We start from the raw sequence: 17,514 nt of genomic DNA, 5'->3' as shown, positions 1-17,514 counted from the left end.
TTTGTCATTGTTTATTTTGCATCAACTTGCCTTCAAGCATCTTCATGTAATATCCGCCTATTACCGAGCGGGCCTTGAAGCCACGCCAGTTGGGTTTGTCGGTAAACACCCAGTCGGACATCGGCACGCGGTCTATCGTTTCGTTCATGAACTTATGCACCGGGACGATGAATTCACGGAAAGTAGCCTGGTCGGGAGCCATAGTGGCAGTCCACATAATCCAGTCGGTCTTGGTGTAAGTCTCACGATTGTCGAGGGGCAGACCATAGATATTCTGCTTGGCCAGATAATAAGGTATCTCCATTTCTGCAATTTTGCTGTCGAAGATGTCCAGTCCGAGCAGTCTGTCCCAAACCAGGTTGTACTTCTGGCTCCATGTACCCGGCTTGTCGAAAGTCAGGCGATAATGGTCGCCGTCGTTGGCCATGCGCTCCCATTCGGTAGCCATCTGGCGTGCCTTCGTTGTATAGGCTTCGGCCACATCCTTCTTGCCGAGCATTTCAGCCAACCGGCCATAAGAGGCCACTCCTAAAATTGCCTTGATGGAAAGATTGGTGTTATGCGCAAAGTGTCCGGCGAAGTCATCGGTACAGAGTTGGTTTTCAGGGTCAAGTCCCTTTTCCACCAGATAGTCTGTCCAAGTGGTGAGCACTTCCCAATGTTTGGCAGCATAGTCGGCATTGCCTTCTACGGCAGCAATGGCAGCTGTAAGAATCAGCATGTTTCCACTCTCTTCCACCGGCATATCGCCTCCGTAGACCTGGCCGTTGGCAAGAGGATAGGTACCCAAATCATGGGCGGCGAAGGGCTTGGTCCATTTGCCGCTTTCACTATAATGGAAGATACCGTTCATCATGCCCTTCTCCAGTTCCGGATTATAAATCAGATAGAGGGGAGCTGAGGGATAAGTCAGGTCCACCGTATTGATACAGCCGTTACTGTTGTTTTCCTTCGACAGCCACAACAGGTCACCGTTGGGGGCTTCCACCAGTTTGTGGGCGGCAATGGACTGACGGTAGGCCAACGCGCAGAGTTCGGCATATTCCTTGCCGCCTGCTGCTGAAGCGTCTTCCATCAACTTCTTATCGAAAGCATAGCAACGTGCCAGCAATTTGTCATACTCATTGTAGGCAGCCAGCATTTCAGCCTCGATGGTACGGTCGCCTTTTGAGTTCCAGTAAGGACGCAGGTTTGTACCGAAGTACTGGATGGAATAGATGTCGTCATAGCCCAGCATTATCTTGTCGGTAACATTCTTCACTTTGCCATGGCTACGCACCAAAGCCATGTTTCCATTGCTGTCCTCTCCCTCGAGCGAAGCTGAGTTCAAAGTTCCGTTCACGAAGTTCTTGCGCAGTTCGGTACTGTTGCCGACACTGTATGCAGTGTTTTCCTTGCCGGCAACCATGTAGAAATATCCCCAGTCAATGCGGAGGTCATCGCCCTGCTTTGCCAGGATGTTCTGTTCCTTGCTTCCACTCTTCAGGTAGAGCAGCCCGTCAGCTTCATATCCCTTGCTTGCAGATTGCTGGTAAGGCTGGTCGAGCGCCCAGCGCGGAGAAGCCTCAAAATACACCTCCACTTCGTGTTCCTTGCCGTCACGGGCAGCAACACTATAAGTAAGGTAATTCACGGGACGGCTCAGCAGCTTCAGGTCTTCCATAAAGAGAGGTGCCGTGAAGGTGACTTTCAGGTCGACATCACCACAGGTAAAAGCGTAGTGTGTCTGCATGGGCTGCACGTCGGCAGAGGTCTGCACGGCTGTATTGCCAAACACAGTTTCCAGATGTTTCGGAATCTGCAGGCCGAAGTCGAGCAAGCCGTTACCAACCGGATTGATACATTCGGCGGCAATGATGTTGTCGCCCTGCTTCAAAACCGCCAAAGCCTCATCGGGAAGTTTCACGACTTTGTTCTTGTTGCACGTGGTTCCTGTGCCGTGTATTTTCACTCCGTTGATGTAGAATACGGCATCGTCATCGTTGGAGAATTCCAGATAGACAGGTATACCGGTCAAATCACGGTCAATATTTACCATACGGCGCACCCAGATATTACGGGTTCCCCACTGGGTTTTTGCCGTAGGCTCATTTTCCTTGGTACCAAAGGCACCACGGTCTGACTTCCATTTGGAATCGTCGTAACCCGCAGAGGTCCAATCGCCCGCAGGCTTCTCTGTGGTATACCGGCCCGTCCAATCGCCTTGCTGCGAGGTGGGCACGATGGCATTCATCTCCAATTCCTCGGTTCCCATAAAACGGTAGGAAACACCGTCTACCTTCACCACGCCAATCAGTGGGAAATCCTTACCCGTCCAATGGCGAACGGGGCTGTCATAAAGGTTATCGCTCATGGACCATGCACTGGCATAAGGGTCGATGGTAACAAGCGGGTAGGCTGGAGCTCTCAAGTCATTCTTGACGACTTCATAAGACGTATCCTTGTCACTGCACGCAAAAAGGCATGATACCAACAAGGTGTATAAAAGCTTTTTTCTCATATTGTTTATATAAAATAATTGTTTATGTTGTTACACTTAAAAAAATAAAAGGCCTGAGATTACCAGCAAAACTTCACCGACACTCCGTCAGGATTATTCTCAAACTCTATCAAATATGTATGGCTTGCTGCATGCCAACGCTTGGCATCGAATACTTCTCTGCCGTCGACTGTCACACTCTTAGGACAACGGGGCAGCAGCACCCGCGATACGTTTGAAGTCTCGGCAGGACTTTTCGCCACATAGGAGTACCGGCCTTTTCCGCGTTCTTCCTGTTCTTCGCGACTTGCTGAAGCCAGAACCTGCGGCTTCTTCTTACCGGCTACACGTTCTACATTCAGCAACAAGGCTTGCTCACCCGGATTTATCCGCTTGGAAGTGTAGATCGGTAATTTGGGGTCGAAAAGGTCAATCAAACATCCTTCCACAGTAAACGGCTCGTCGCTCACGCTTTCTTCAAGCACAGCAGCCAAGTCGTAATCTCCCCTTTGCAGATAGAAGTTATTTTTGAACTCCAGCTTCCCCGCTTTCGCATTCTGCTCGTACATTCGGGCCGCAAGATACAAAAAATCTTTGTCACCGCCTTCATGCAGGACATAATCTTTAGGGTCGGTACGGACAATACATACGGTTCCCTTACCGTAACTGTATTCTCCCTGTTCCGGTCTGGCAGGAAGTCCCATCTGCTCAAAAAGATGTGCGGAAGGAGTAGTATAGTTATGCCCGTTGGTATTCCACCATTCTCTTACATTCTGAAAAGGGTCGTTGTCCGTCCCGCTGTAAATCAGCACTCCGCCCTTCTTCACCCAATCGGCAATGTGGCTGTGCGCTTCGGACTCAAGCGGTTTCATGTTTGCATAAGTCATCAGCAACACTTTTGTGTCAGCCAGCGCTTCTTTATAGCCGAGGTTCTCAATGTGGACGGTCTTGACGGGCACACCTCGTTTGAGCAAAGGCAACGCCTGACCGTAGAAGTTGGCAAGTTGTGGGTCTTCATATCCGTTGTGCGTAGGGAAACGCTGGAACATCAAAGAATTTGCCATCAGTACGCTGAATCCTTCGCTTCCGGTCAGTTTATTATCGGTCAGAGGCATACGGTTCAGGGCGTTAATCATCACTTGCATCTGTGTGGAATAGAAACGGGGAATGCGTTCTTTCTTGTCGCTATTGGCACTTGTACGGTATAGCCCTTCGTAGATACGTTCCGGCCAAGGCATCACTTCGTAATCGGCTATGTTGGGATAGAGCAATTGCGCCGTAAAGGTGGCCTGATAATTCTTCTTATAGTCTGCCCAGTCACGCGGCCAGTCTTCAATAGGATCTGTCAGAAAGAACATCTTACGACCGGTGGGAGCAGTCATCGACTCCATGGAACCATACTCCAGATAGGCAGTCTCGAACACACGCTCACGTTTGCGACCGTCAAAGAAATTCGGCTCGCGCGAAGTTCCGGTCCATACCTGAGCGATGTAACCGTCTACACAAGGAAGTGAAGCAAGACTTGCTTCCGGACTGACAATCTGCCATTGCGAATAGTTCACCAACGAGTGGGTGGGAACGTAGCACTTCACGTCCATCCCTTTGCTTTTACCATATTCCTTGGCAAAGGTGAAGACTTCATTCAGTGCACGATAATACAAGTAATACTTGAGTTTGCTCGACAAGTAAGTGTTTTCCGGAGATTCATGTTGCGGTCTCCAGTCGAAGCCATAGTATTTTTTCCATTCTTTCTTAAAGGACTCACTGTAACCGGCTCTTGCCCAGAATTCCGGTTCCTCCATGAAGATGGCATCCACGCCGGCGTCGATTACTCTCTTCACATGTCTCTCTTTCAGATAACTTAAAAAATTCTCCGATGGTACGATATAGGGCACCATGTGACCGTGCCATATCGTGTCTCCGGCCTGCGTGACCTGCCCTTCGTCCAAATGCCATTTCCCGTCCCATTGTCCGGTGAAATAGTCCTGATATTCACCCCAGGCAATACCGGTCATAAAGTGTATGATATATCCACGCTCTTTCCAGGACTTTACCCGGTCCTCGAAAGACAGCTTGCGTGACTTGTCCGAGGGATTTCCCCCTACTCCATACACCATCACCGCATCGGCCCTGTTGTCGATGGAGGGCTTCCACTCGCGTGAGGTTTGAAAAGTGGTCTTGACATTATCCTTGGTTTGGGCACCTACGGAGATGCCTGTTGCCAAGACAGCCAAACTTATCAAAAAATGTTTTTGCTTCATATTGGTTTCTCGTTTTTATGGTATTAATCATTACTCTTGCCATTATAGTGGCAAAAGATTGCCTATATACAGGCAAGACCGTGCCACTATAGTGGCACAGTCCCGGCTGTATGTCATCAGGCTACGGAATAAGCACTTCCATCGGCTCGCTGTAGTTCCAACGGCGTGTACCGCTACCTACGGGTGTGTCGTAGTTAATACGTGCGGCAGCGCGTACAAACACTTTGCGGCCCGAAGGTACGTTACCGTTCGACTGGATGGTAACTTCCTTCCCCAATAAGCCCTCGAAACTCTTGCCTTCATAGTTGATGCTGCTCGACCAACGCTCGTCGCGTGCCCGGTAGCCTACTGTGTTTGAGTAGCTGACGAAGAATTGGATGTCGGTCACGTTCAAGTATTCGTCCTTCCAATTGCCCATCGGCTGGATTTTCTCACGGAAGACCTCATCCGACACGCCGCGTGTTACGCGTACTTGTGCCTTGATGACACCGTTGCTCACCTGCGGATTGCCCACAAACTCGACGTTCAGGAAGGGCTGCACCTCGAACTTCACTTTCGTCGTGCCACTGATTTCAGTATTGACAGAGCCGTCGTGAAGCAAGGTACCGTCTGTATTCTCACGTACTAACGGAATGAACGGACCGTCGATACGGACATTATACTCACCCTTGAAGATTTTCGTGTTCTGGAATGTACCGTCCATCATGCAGTAAAAATCCGGGTTGTGTTGCACATTGTCACCCCAACTCAATTCGGTCAGGCGGACACGGATGCCCTCACTGCCCTGGTCGGTCAATACACGCTTACCGGTCGCTTCATCTACCACCTCACCCCAGATAGTCTCGGAAGGTTCCTCATAGTTGTCTATTTCGAACATACTACACGAGGTTAACATGAACAGGGCGCTGAATAAGCTATAGAATATTGTCTTTTTCATACGTTTTAAGTTTTTAAATTATTGAGTTTTATCGATTAGGCTGCTGGTCAATCACAGGACTCTTAGAAACCTCACCACCCGGAATCGAGAAGTAATAGTCCAAAGGAGTGTAGCCAAAGTCTTTGTCACCGGCAGTCGTATAGTTGAAACAAACGTCGAAGAACCACTTGCCTGTCTCCGTCGAATAGAACGGATAGATACCACGGAAACGATAACGGGTCGTGTTGCTGAAACGGTCCTTGTCACGTTGCTCACCCCAGAATCCGTCGCGACCTTCATAGTGGTTCACACGCCAGCGGCGCAAATCCCACTTGGTCTTATGTTCGAAAGCCAACTCTTTGCGGCGTTCCTTGCGGACGATGTCGCGGCTGTCGATTGTACCAGCCAGTGAGGAAGTCAGTAACCGGGCACCAGCACGTTCGCGGATGTCGTTGATAGCTTTCGTTGCAACACTTAGCATATCCGTGTCGTCCGGCGAAGATACACCAGCCAGTGAAAGTTCCACAGCAGCCTCGGCCGCATTCAGCAACACCTCGGCATAACGCATCAAGATGAAAGGTTGTGCACTGTTACCTTCCCGGGGAACAAATGCAGGGTCAGGATTCAACCATTTACGTGCCAACAGACCGGTCATGGCACTTCCACCATCTTCATAGAAAGGACCGTTCTGACCGGCAGCCTTCATCGTAGAGCCGTCGGGCAGGGTTACAATTTCCTGCTGGTCTTCCGATTTCGGACTGAGATAAAGCGTTTTGGGCTTCTCTTTATAAGCACTCAGATGGTTGTACTTAGTAGTGGCCGAACCATACGAATAGTCGCTAAGAAGTGGCTTGATAGGCGTGGAACCCGTATAAACACCGGCATAAATCTCAATCTCCTTGCCTTTGAACATATCACCGGGGAAGATGACATAAGCACGCAGACGAGGCTCAGCATTTTTGTAGTAATCCATCGGACTATCATACATAACGTAGTTGCCTTCGGTAGAAGAATTGCCCGTCGTCACCTTCAGGGTACCATCAGGATAACGGTCGAAACCGTCGAACAGCTCTACAAAGTCGGCTGTCGGGCAAACGCCACAATTCAACGGAGCCTTGAAGGTAAGCGGCAGATTGTAAGAATCGTAAGCGTGAGTGCTCGTGGGATAAGCGTACTCCTTCACATAGATGTTCTCAGGATTATTACTGAGATCGGAGAACATATCTACCATATTCTGATATTGCGCTTCCAGATCGTTAGCAGCCCATTTCTTCTTGTAAAGTGAATATACACCGCTTTTAATCACCTCTGAAGCAGCTTTGTAGGCTTCGGTGAAGTACTTCTTGGATGCCTCTTGCCAACGGCTTTCATCGAATCCAATCACACGTACGCCCGTTTTGGCACCCAAGCCGGTCAGACGGCCGGTTACCGTTTCATTGTATTTAGCTACACTACCTGCATAGAGCATCGCTTCCGACTTGAAAGCCAGAGCCACGTACTTGTTGCTATAGCCGCTCTTGGGACTGCCGGGCATCATCAGTTCGATGGCCTTGTCATAGTCAGCCAAAACCTGATTCCAAGTTTCTTCCTCACTGGCACGGGGCACTTCCAAGTTGCCGTCTCCGGGATACTGGATGACCTTTGTTACCAAAGGGATACCACCGAAACGACGGGCCATGGCGTAGAAGACCGTGGCACGCACGTAATAAGCTTCACCCAAATAGTGATTGTAGGTAATCTCGGCGTAAGAGCCTTGGTATTTCGGCAGGTTCTCAATCAGGTAGTTGGCATCGCGCAACAATTCAAAAGCTTTACCCCAGTAAGCATTGTCTTCACCGGTAAACGCACGGCAAATACCATCGCGGTTCATTGCTTCGCCGGTACCATCGATACCGATAGCATTCAGCCATCCGTTAAAATTCAAACCCCATTGAGACAGATATTTGAAATCTTCCCACGGCATATTGCTATATAGACGCGCCATGTAGATGTCCATACCCGATTCGTTGGAAAGCAACGACTCGGAAGTCACGATATTTTTGGGAGCAATATCCATATCGACACATGAAGTGGCGAGAGTCATGCACAACATCGCGGATATCAGTTTATGTTTCATATTTACTATTTTTTAGGTTTATATCATTGATTACTTAGAAAGAGAGGGAAACTCCCAGTGTATAGGTCTTGTTCAACGGATACATACGGCCCAGATCGTCATCGGGATGCTCAGGGTCAACGAACTTCACGCCAGTGAAAGTCAACAGGTTGTAAGCATTGGCATAAACACGCAGGCTGGCATTGGGAATCTGCTTCAGTTTTGGGAAGGTATAGCCCAACTCGATGCTCTTCAGACGGAGGTAAGCAGTGCTTACGCGGTTGAAAGCAGAATTATTTTTTGCCCAACGGCCTGTGTAAGCATAGTGACCAGAAGTCCAGACTGTAGAAGGATCATAGGGATCGGCTTTCGGGTCTACAGGATGCCAGCGGTCGAGGAACTGTGTCAATGCACCACCGCCATTCTTACCCCAAATTTCGTGCAGAGGCTCTTTGTATTCCATAGAACCCAGTGCAGAACCTTGCAACAGCATATTGAAGTCGAAGTTCTTCCATTGCAGGCCGGCATTCAAGCTGAATTGCAACCACGGAGTCTGGTCAAAGGCAAACGGATGTTCGTCCTGACCGTTAATCTCGCCGTCACCATTCCAGTCTTCATACTTATAATCACCCGGCAGGACGTCGCGTTCCTTGAAGCCGTAGTAATTCCAAATATCGTTCCAACTGGTGTAACGACCGGCGGAAGTATAACCAAACTGTACCCCTTGATAACGGTTCGTCAGGTTGTCGTTGCGCCAGCGATCATACGAGTTGGCCCAAGGTCCTTTTTCCGAAGCAGTCAGGTATTTCTGACGGGTAACGGTAGCAATACCCTTCAGGTTATAGCCTACTTCACCAATCTTATTACGGTGGGTCAGCTCCAATTCCATACCGAATTGGCGGTCGCTGTCCAGGTTTTCACGCGGAGCAGTGGCACCTACCACGGTAGGCAGGGCACCGGTACGGCGAGCGAAACGGCCGGTACGCAAACGGTTGAAGTAGTCGAACGAAACACCCAGCAGACCGTCCCATCCTTCAAAGTCGAAACCGATGTCGAATGTCTTCGATTTGAACCAAGTGATGTTCTCGTTAGGCAATGCCATAGGACTGGCTGCACTGATAAACTTGCCGCCGAAAATGTAGCCCGGCGAATAACCGTTGTAGTCGCCGTTGGCCATGTTGCCGCTAGTCGAAGGATAGGTGTACCCCATAGCCCAGTCATAATTCAGGTCGCCGTCATCACCAAGTACACCGTAGCTGGCACGCAACTTCAACTGATTGACAAACTTCAGAACATCGATACTCTTGAAGAAAGGTTCTTCGGAGATTCTCCATCCAGCCGATACGGAGGGGAAGAAGCCCCATTGGTGTCCCTTGGCAAACTTGCTGGAACCGTCGTAACGGAACTGTGCTTCCAGCAGGTAGCGGTCGGCAAACGAGTAATTGATACGGCCTATCAAGGCTTCGTTGGCCTGTTCATAAAGGTCGTTATTACCGGTCTGCATGGCACCAATCTGGCCTTCGGTCACACCTGCCAGCAGGTAAGGCATGGAGAATGCTAGGTCGCGGACAGCGTAGAAGTTGTCGCCGTTGCGTTTCTGCACCTCCCAACCAATAACACCACCCACGTGGTGAACATCGTTAAAGGTGCGGTCGTAGTTCACTGTGAATTGTCCCAACATCTGCGACTTGTCATAAAACTCGCGGCGCATGTTGCTGGGCGAACTTTCGTTATAGACTTTCTGCTTGTAGGTACCGGTCTGTTCGTCATAAGCATACTGGTAGTACTCTTTACGGAAAGCCTCGTTGTTGTCGGCACGGTAGTCGTAACTGAACATGGCTTTGGCAGTCAACCCCTTCAATACCGGAGTGTATTCGCCGAAGTCTGCCGTCAGAGTAGCCGAGGACTGGAAATATTTCTGTTTGTACTTCTTGTAACCGGAAATGTCGGCCGTCATCATGGCCACAGTGTTCTGTTCCATATCCAAACCGTTGTAGTTCAGCATTGTTCCCTCGGGATCGGCGTATGCCGGATAGAGAACACCTTGACGCCAGTAGTTACGGATGATGTCTTGTGAGCTGGTGTAAGGCGTGTTGCGTTCGTCGGAGATACCGCTCACGCCGAGTTCGAACTTTATACCTTTAGCAATTTCAGTCGAAATGTTAGAGCGCAGGTTGAACTTGTTGTAGTTCAAGTCTCCTGAGCGGAAGATACCTTCCTGATAGAAGTAGCCCATGCTGATGTAGAACTTCGTCTTCTCGGTACCACCGGAAATACTGATGTCGTGTTGCGTTTGCGGAGCCACGTTAGAGATAATCAGGTCGTTCCAATCCGTTGTACGGCGCGTGCCGTTGCGGAATGCTTCGAAACTCTCTTCGCTGAAAACCCATGAACCGCCGTTGATGTTATTCATCGACATTTCGTTGAACAGTGTCATAGATTCATAAGGATCACACAGTTCAGGCATACGTGAAGGCTGTTGGAAAGTGTAGGAACCGTTGTAAGAGAATTCCGTTTTTCCTGCTCCTCCTTTTTTAGTAGTCACCAGCACTACACCGTTGGCGGCACGTACACCATAAATAGCGGCTGAAGCATCTTTCAACACAGAAATGTCATCAATATCCATTGCATTCAAACGCTGGAATTCTTCCGTGCTCCGGGGAATTCCATCGATGATAATCAATGGAGCACCCATACCGCGAACATCGAAACTGTTGTTGAAAGTTCCGGGTTCAGAGCTCTTCTGCCATACACGCAAACCGGGAATACGTCCCGTCAGCATGTTCTGCGGATTTTCGTTCTTGGTCTTTATCATATCCTGACCTTTTACGGCAGAAACGGCACCCGTCACCGATCCGCGACGCTGTGTTCCGTAACCTATCACCACCACTTCGTCTATCATCTTGGAATCGGTTTCCATGATGATATTGATAGTGGTACGTCCGTTCACTTTCTCTTCCTTGTCTTTCAATCCCACATAAGAGAAGCTGAGGATACCGTTCGCGGGAGCACTGATGGTGTAGCGTCCGTCAATGTCGGTAATGACACCGGTGGTAGTACCTTTCACCATGACGGCAGCGCCAATGACCGGCTCGTTGGTATCGTCCATAACTATTCCCGAAACGGAAATAGAGTTTTGTGCGAAAATATCTGCCGGAATCAGCATCAGAAGTAACGCCATAACCATGCAGGATAATCCTTGTCGCATCTTGCTAAAATTCTTCATAGTCCATTATTTTTAAAATTATTTTTTGCTCCATTCATAATTCGCCAACACTGCATACTCGGCTGCAAAAGCAAAAGTGAACATGCCTTCCACATTGTTCTTGGTCCTTTCGGCTTTATTCCAGCCCACCAGCAGGTTAGTGGGAAGCATATGCTTGTATTGATAATTTTCGTAGGCATAATCCAGATTGTTCTGGAAAGCCTCGATACAGCTTGCAGCAACAGTGTGGGCTGAATAAGCATCCACATATCCGCGCATCAGCACACCGTTGAACCAATTGCAGAATCCACTGATGTCAAATGTATAGCAACCTGGTTTTGTGGCATCAGGTTTGGCAAAGTAAGCAAAGCTATTATCAGTCAATTCAGCCAAGTCCGTCCGATAGGCAGCATCGCCCGTAGCTCTGAGAAGGTCGGCAGCACCGGAAAGCATCGTACCGCTGTTGTAAGTGATGGCCGGACCTACGCGATCGCGCAATTTGGAACCCGTCCGATAGCGTTCGCCATCAATGGTGACATATTTTATGTCCGGCGAATCATAACCGCCCATCATGTCGTCGTACACTCCATCGGGTCTCAGCAAATACTTCTTTTGCCAATCATAAACGGCTTTGGCAAAACCCAGATAATAGTCGGACTTTTTCTCCGTGCGCAGCTTGCGGCTGTTATCGGCAGCCACATAACCGTAGGTCACTTCGTCTGACTTGCCTTTGTAAATTTCATGAAGCCACACCAACGGGCTGACAATGGGACCGTTGCTACAAGAGTGCTTGGTGAGATACCCGGGGCCCCATGTGATGCCTCCCAACGGATTGCCTTGTTCATCAAGAGTGCAATCCCAACCGTCGAGCACGTATTCCATCAGGTATTCCGCCTTTTCCAGATAACGTTGCTCACCAGTGATATGATAGGATTCCAATAATTCACGTACCAGCCACATCTGGTCATCGTAAACATTGAGGATGCCTTCTACCTGGGCAGCTCCTTTGTCGTTTCCACGGTTTACGCCGTATACCGTCCACTGCTTGGTCTGCGTATAAGAGGTCAGCGTAAAAGTACCTGCATAATACTCCAAATTATCATAAAGTTGGGTCAAGAGTTCCTTGTAACGGTTAAAGTGAGAATCATAAAGAGCCGTTTCACCCTTTGCCTGCCCGGTCTTCATGGCTTTCATCGCAGCGTTTACAGCCTCAATGGAACTGGTGTACATCCACACACTGCCCAACTCGCTGGAACGATTGCCTGTATAAGGATTGTAATAACGTGACATAGCCATGCCCGTACCCGTGAAATAGCACTCCACGGCATTGTCAATCAGCTCTATGGCACGCGCCACGTTCTGCATCGGCAGATTACCCGCAGGAATATCCGTCCCCCCGCTGCCCGGCTTTTCATCAGCAGCAGAGTCGTTGCTGCAAGCCACTAACGTCCATAAAAGCAAAGTCAGTAAAGTAAATAAATTTTTCATTCTGTTCATATCATACTATTAGTTTCTTCAGCCTTCCCCCTCCTCCTTCTTCCATAAGATGCAGAAAGAAGTAAGGGGAAAGCTTCAAGAATAATTAAATATCAGTAGTTTGTCATTCCATTGTTATGCTACGCAGCACCAGCTTGTTCTCGTCGCCGTTCTCTTCTCCTTTGAAGATACCGATAGTCAACATCACGTCTTCTCCGTTGAACTGAGACAAATCGTAAACAAAATCGGCATATCCTTCCGGATCTCCCTTTCCTCCTGCCTCATGGATAAACTTCCAGCAACCGTCGGCGGCAGCCTCCGCAAACTGGGTCGTATTGGAGGCAGGTGCCAAGTGCATGAGAGTTCCATCCATGCGGATGGCTGTCACCTTGAAGAAGGTGGCATTCGTTCCGCTGAAATTGCGGGTCTTCAATGTCATCTTGTTGCGTCCGGATGCAATGGAGAACTTGGCATAGAAATAGGATTCGGGCACGGTTGTGCTCACATTGTTTCCACCACGTGTCTTTATCAGATAACCTTCGGAAGGAAATACCTCAGGGTCTTTGCTGAGCGGCATATACGACCACTCGGCACAAACGTGGTCTACCTCGCGCCATGCACGATAAGCGTCCACATAGTTATCGCGGCTTCCTCCGATGGGGCTCATACCCGTGAACTGCGACTTCACTTGCGGCATGGTAGAACGTACCATTTCCTGAGTCATCTTCCAGCCGTCCAGTTCTTCGACTGCTGTTCCCGGCAACCATCCCCATCCTTCAACAACTTCCTTGGCAAAAGCGATGCGACGCAATACCAATTGCTTCCAGTAGTCGCCTGTCTGGGCGCGGAATGTACCGATGGCAATGATTACTTCCTTACCGATGTATTTGCTCAAGTCTACCGGAACAGAAGTGTAATTTTCCGAGGCATAGGTTCTGACGTCGCCCACCATCTCAGCCTTCGGATCGGCAGCAGTCAGGTCTACCACCTGCACGCCATAGTATGCCGGAGCAGCTTCGTCGGCACTGTGCGTACGAATCTGGAGGGTCATCATGTAGTTGTCTTCTGTAATCAGCTTGCTTCCGAATACAAAGGAATCGAACATCTCCAAGTCGGCGGGGTTCTTGCGGTCGTCTTCACTGTTGCGAATGCGGAGAGTGGTACCTTCGTTCTGCTCTTCCCAGTCGCCACGGAAATCCATCGTACACATGTAATTGCAAGCCCAGTCCCAATGGGGATAGCTTTCGGCGTTTCGTCCACCGCGGTATTCGTTATAATACCATTTTTCGGCAGCTTTCAAGTCGTCGATGGTCAGTCCGCGCAGGATTTCCGTTCCCCCCATACGCACGTCTGTAGTAGCAATGCCATCCACAAAGTCGGCCATAACCACTTTCTTCACGATAGAAGCATAACCATCTTTCGTAAATGTAACGGTATAGTCCGCCAGCGGCAAATTGCCAATTTCAAACGTACCGTCGCTTCCGGTGGTGGTAGTCTGTGTAGAGCTGATGCTGACTGTCACCCCTTCCAACGGAGCACTTCCCTTTCCTGCATCGGTCACTTTTCCTTTGATTTTTGCAGCTGCATACTCCATCTTAGGGCTGACTTCGGCTACTTGTTCTTCGTTGAATTTTCCTGCCACAACGGTAACGCTTACCGTCTGGTAATCGGCTTTCGTAAATGTAATTATATGTGTACCTATTGAAATGTTTTCGAGTGTATATACACCCTGTGAATTTGTCGTGGCTTGAGGACCGTCCGGTGTAGCCGTTATACCGGAACCATCGACCAAGACCGTTACCCCTTCAAGGGGAGAAGATAAATCGTCTGTGACGACACCCGTCACTTTTCCATAAGATAAAGCCCCTCCGCCCGTGTCATCATCCGAGCAGGAGCTTACCATGAACACCATACTTATAAGCATGGTCATCAGTCCGAAGACTTTTAGCTTTTTTGCCTGTTTCATAGTTTAATTATTATTAGAAGTTAATATAACAAAGGAGCCGATGCCAATCGCCCACATCAGCCTCAGGGCATTGTAAACCGCCCCCTCGACCACAAATTTGATTTTGCATGGGTTAATTTTAGGGTTAATTTGCGTATAATGGGACAAAAAAAACATTAATCCGAGCTATTTTAACCCATAAAAGAAAGGACAGACTGCACTTGACTCTTCAAGTATCGAAAGGGGAAACGTGAATCAAACAATTATCGCACGGTTCTACTAACCCCCCATTTCCAACAGTCCATTTGTCCTCTTTTATCAACGCCGGAACCTTAATTCTTAAAACGCTAATTATCAGAGGCTTTATAATAGTGTTATCTCAGTATACGACTAAGATACCCTAAGTATACGACTGAGGGTACCTAAGTATAAGACTGAGGTATCCTGAATATGCGACTGAAGTCAAAAGCTTTTTGATTTGTAAACATTTATCAGACATAACAAGAGCCATCGGACAAGCTGAAAGAGGCAGACCGAAGAATAAAAAGAGAGAAGACTGAAAGCACCGGATGCAACGTGCCGGGGAACTAACTCCAGTAAAGACTGAAAGGATGAGGATAATCTTCCCCCGTATATTTTTTGTATTCTGCCACAAATTTCTGGTAAGTGCCAATAGCGGCATTCTCATGCTTGAGTATGAAAAGCGACTTGAGGCAACAAGACAAGGCTGTCTCGTTCACCGGGTCGATATTGAATTCCGCTTCGGCCAAACTCACAGTTTCCGCATAATCCTGCGCCTCGAAAGCCTCCTTCATCAACTGCAAGACAAGCACTTCCAAGAGGCACTCCACATCTTGCTTAAAACCGTCGAACAACGGACCGTCCATAAAGCCGACAAACTTGCCACGCCCTACGATATACAAGAACTCTTGTCGGCACTCCTCTATCCGGTTTTCGGCAACTATCGCCATAAAACGCAAATAGTCGCAATAAAAATCGGAGGACAGCGTGAAACGGAAACATCCTTTTTCGTAAACCAGTTCTATGCCATCCAATTCTTTTAGAATTTTGCGCAGGTGATTGATGGCTACTCCACGCGAGTTTTTCACTTTGTCCTTTGGCTTGTCGGGCCATATCAAATCGCTCAGTTGCTTGGAAGAAATTCCGTCGGCATCGCTATAACGCAAAATGAGACAGAATATCTGCTTGATACGCAAGGAAAACATATAGGAGATATTGCGTCCGTTCCGGTCGAAAACGGAGAAATCACCGAATAAATACATCGAATTGACAGTTCCCGTATCCACTGCCATCTTCTCCACCTTTACATCAGAGGCTTCAGGAAGTTGTTCCTTGTCCTGTCGCACAGCTTTGCCATCCTCGCCCTTGCCGGAGTTTCGATGCCGCTTGTACACTATCCACACGCTTCCGCCAGCTACAGCCACAACCGCGGCTACCAGTACCAGCCACACATGTGAAGCATTTCCTCCACCGTTATTTGCTGTATATTTTTCAAGAGAAACCGGTGGAAACAACAGTGAGTAGACAGAAAATTTGGAAGACACGTCGTCGCTTGTTTCCTGCACGGTCACAAAAAGCCTGCTTTGACGCTCGTTGTAATAAAGACGAGCGTTCGTCGTGATTTTGTCGGAGTAAATGGGAATGGAATCACCCAATATATGACAACTGCCATCTTCTACAGAAAAACGGTAAAGATGCAAAAACGAGTTGGAGACACTCTCGGGATAACGCAAGACATAGAAACAAGAGTCATTCAGTATAACCATATCCTGCGCCGGAACCATATTAGGCTGTCCTTCTGAAATGTCCCAAAGCTTCTGCACACGCATTTCTTGCAAATCCACCTTATAAAAATCGTGAAAATAACGACGACCTATCACCTGGTCGCCCGACTCATTGCCCATGCCCCCGAAAATGTAGACAGAATGATTACTGTCCAGATAACCGGCCGAAGAGAAATAGCGCGGACAAAGAAAATCGCCGGACAGAGAACCCAGCGTATTCCAACGTTCCTCCTCTGCATTGAACATATAGAATTTATTGCTGTAGTACATATTGCCGAAACCGCCGAAAATGGTGTAACGTTTGCGAACTGCATCATAATAGGAACAGTGATGATGCAATTGCATACTCAGCCGACTGTAACTCTCCACCCTCCAGCCCAACGTATGCAAGTCCAAACTCGCTATCATAGGCTCTGAATCTCCATTCTCGGTATACACCTCGTAGGCATAGAGCCTTTCACTGTCACTATCGAAGAAACTGCCGGCAAGAAACAGCTTCACAGGACACCGTTCGGCAAAAGCCTTGGCAGAAGTGCTTCCCGTCTCCATATTGTAGACGAACAACGAATCACGGTTGAAATAATAAATCTCGTTTCTGTCGGCATTGTAGCAAGAACCAGCTTCCGAAGCCGACGCAAAGCCACCCTCTTTCCTCCAGTGATAGGCCTCGTTAATCAGCCATATCGGGTTCTCCACTTTTCCATAAAGAGTACCCTCTTGGTTACAGACAGATTCTCCGTCCGCCTCATCCAAGGGAAATGTGTAAGTATGCTCGGCATTCACAACCAGCTTGTCAACAGCTATCTCCGGAACGTCAATGATGTGGTCGCTCTTACCGAACACGATTTTCGGACTGAACTCATCAGAGAGCAACACCCCCTTACATACCTTTTCTTGATCGTGAATTTTGAGAGTAATCTCATCCTGCTTCAGGTTGAAAGCTATCTTCACCTTGAACCAATGGGATTTCATCGCCTCCGCCTTACTGACAGGCAAGGCTATCAACACACACTTCCCCTCCTGGCTCAGACGGAACAAGATGTCATCGCCACGAAAATCAAAGAAAAGATTGAAAATCTGTCCTTCGTCAGCTCCCTTAACCCGCAATACATAGCCGACACTCTCGGTAGAATACAGAGCCATGTTGAACTCCAAGTCAAAGTAGTCTTTGAAAGAGGGACAACTGTGGGCAAACACATCATAGGATGTCCTTTCGTCGATAGGGCTGGCTGCGCCACGAAATCTCAATCCGTATGCGGAAACCAGTTGGGTAGTGCAAAGACTTATTATTAAAATGATATATCTATATAAATGTACCATTAGGTTTTCATT

Annotated in this window: 8 protein-coding genes; all 8 read right to left on the bottom strand. The window is 48.5% G+C overall.

Translation table 11 applies throughout. The features are described from left to right. Positions 1–4: 4 nt before the first annotated feature. Positions 5–2,500: a glutaminase domain-containing protein gene (locus DW039_RS10475; protein ID WP_120381921.1), complete on the bottom strand. Its 2,496-nt coding sequence runs from the start codon at positions 2,498–2,500 to the stop codon at positions 5–7. Positions 2,501–2,559: 59 nt separating this feature from the next. After that, positions 2,560–4,740: a hypothetical protein gene (locus DW039_RS10470; RefSeq protein WP_009037839.1), complete on the bottom strand. Its 2,181-nt coding sequence runs from the start codon at positions 4,738–4,740 to the stop codon at positions 2,560–2,562. A gap of 121 nt (positions 4,741–4,861) precedes the next feature. After that, positions 4,862–5,677: a DUF3823 domain-containing protein gene (locus DW039_RS10465; protein ID WP_005829701.1), complete on the bottom strand. Its 816-nt coding sequence runs from the start codon at positions 5,675–5,677 to the stop codon at positions 4,862–4,864. A 28-nt stretch (positions 5,678–5,705) separates the two neighbouring features. Beyond that, positions 5,706–7,772 (bottom strand): RagB/SusD family nutrient uptake outer membrane protein, encoded by a 2,067-nt coding sequence (locus tag DW039_RS10460; RefSeq protein WP_120381920.1) that lies wholly within the window; start codon positions 7,770–7,772, stop codon positions 5,706–5,708. Between the two features lie 34 nt (positions 7,773–7,806). Further along, positions 7,807–10,977: a TonB-dependent receptor gene (locus DW039_RS10455; RefSeq protein WP_005829697.1), complete on the bottom strand. Its 3,171-nt coding sequence runs from the start codon at positions 10,975–10,977 to the stop codon at positions 7,807–7,809. A gap of 18 nt (positions 10,978–10,995) precedes the next feature. Further along, a complete protein-coding gene (locus DW039_RS10450; RefSeq protein ID WP_005829695.1) occupies positions 10,996–12,453 on the bottom strand; it encodes a glycoside hydrolase family 76 protein in 1,458 nt (485 codons plus the stop codon). A gap of 103 nt (positions 12,454–12,556) precedes the next feature. Further along, entirely contained in the window at positions 12,557–14,398 is a 1,842-nt protein-coding gene (locus DW039_RS10445; RefSeq protein WP_120381919.1) for a carboxypeptidase-like regulatory domain-containing protein, read from the bottom strand. Positions 14,399–14,964: 566 nt separating this feature from the next. Next, positions 14,965–17,502, bottom strand: a complete 2,538-nt coding sequence (locus tag DW039_RS10440) for a hypothetical protein (RefSeq protein ID WP_120381918.1) — start codon at positions 17,500–17,502, stop codon at positions 14,965–14,967. Positions 17,503–17,514: the final 12 nt, after the last annotated feature.

Origin of the sequence: Bacteroides sp. AF39-16AC (assembly GCF_003602735.1) — a bacterium.
GTDB classification, from domain to species: Bacteria; Bacteroidota; Bacteroidia; order Bacteroidales; family Bacteroidaceae; genus Bacteroides; species Bacteroides uniformis.
This window is presented reverse-complemented; position numbering and strand designations above follow the sequence as displayed.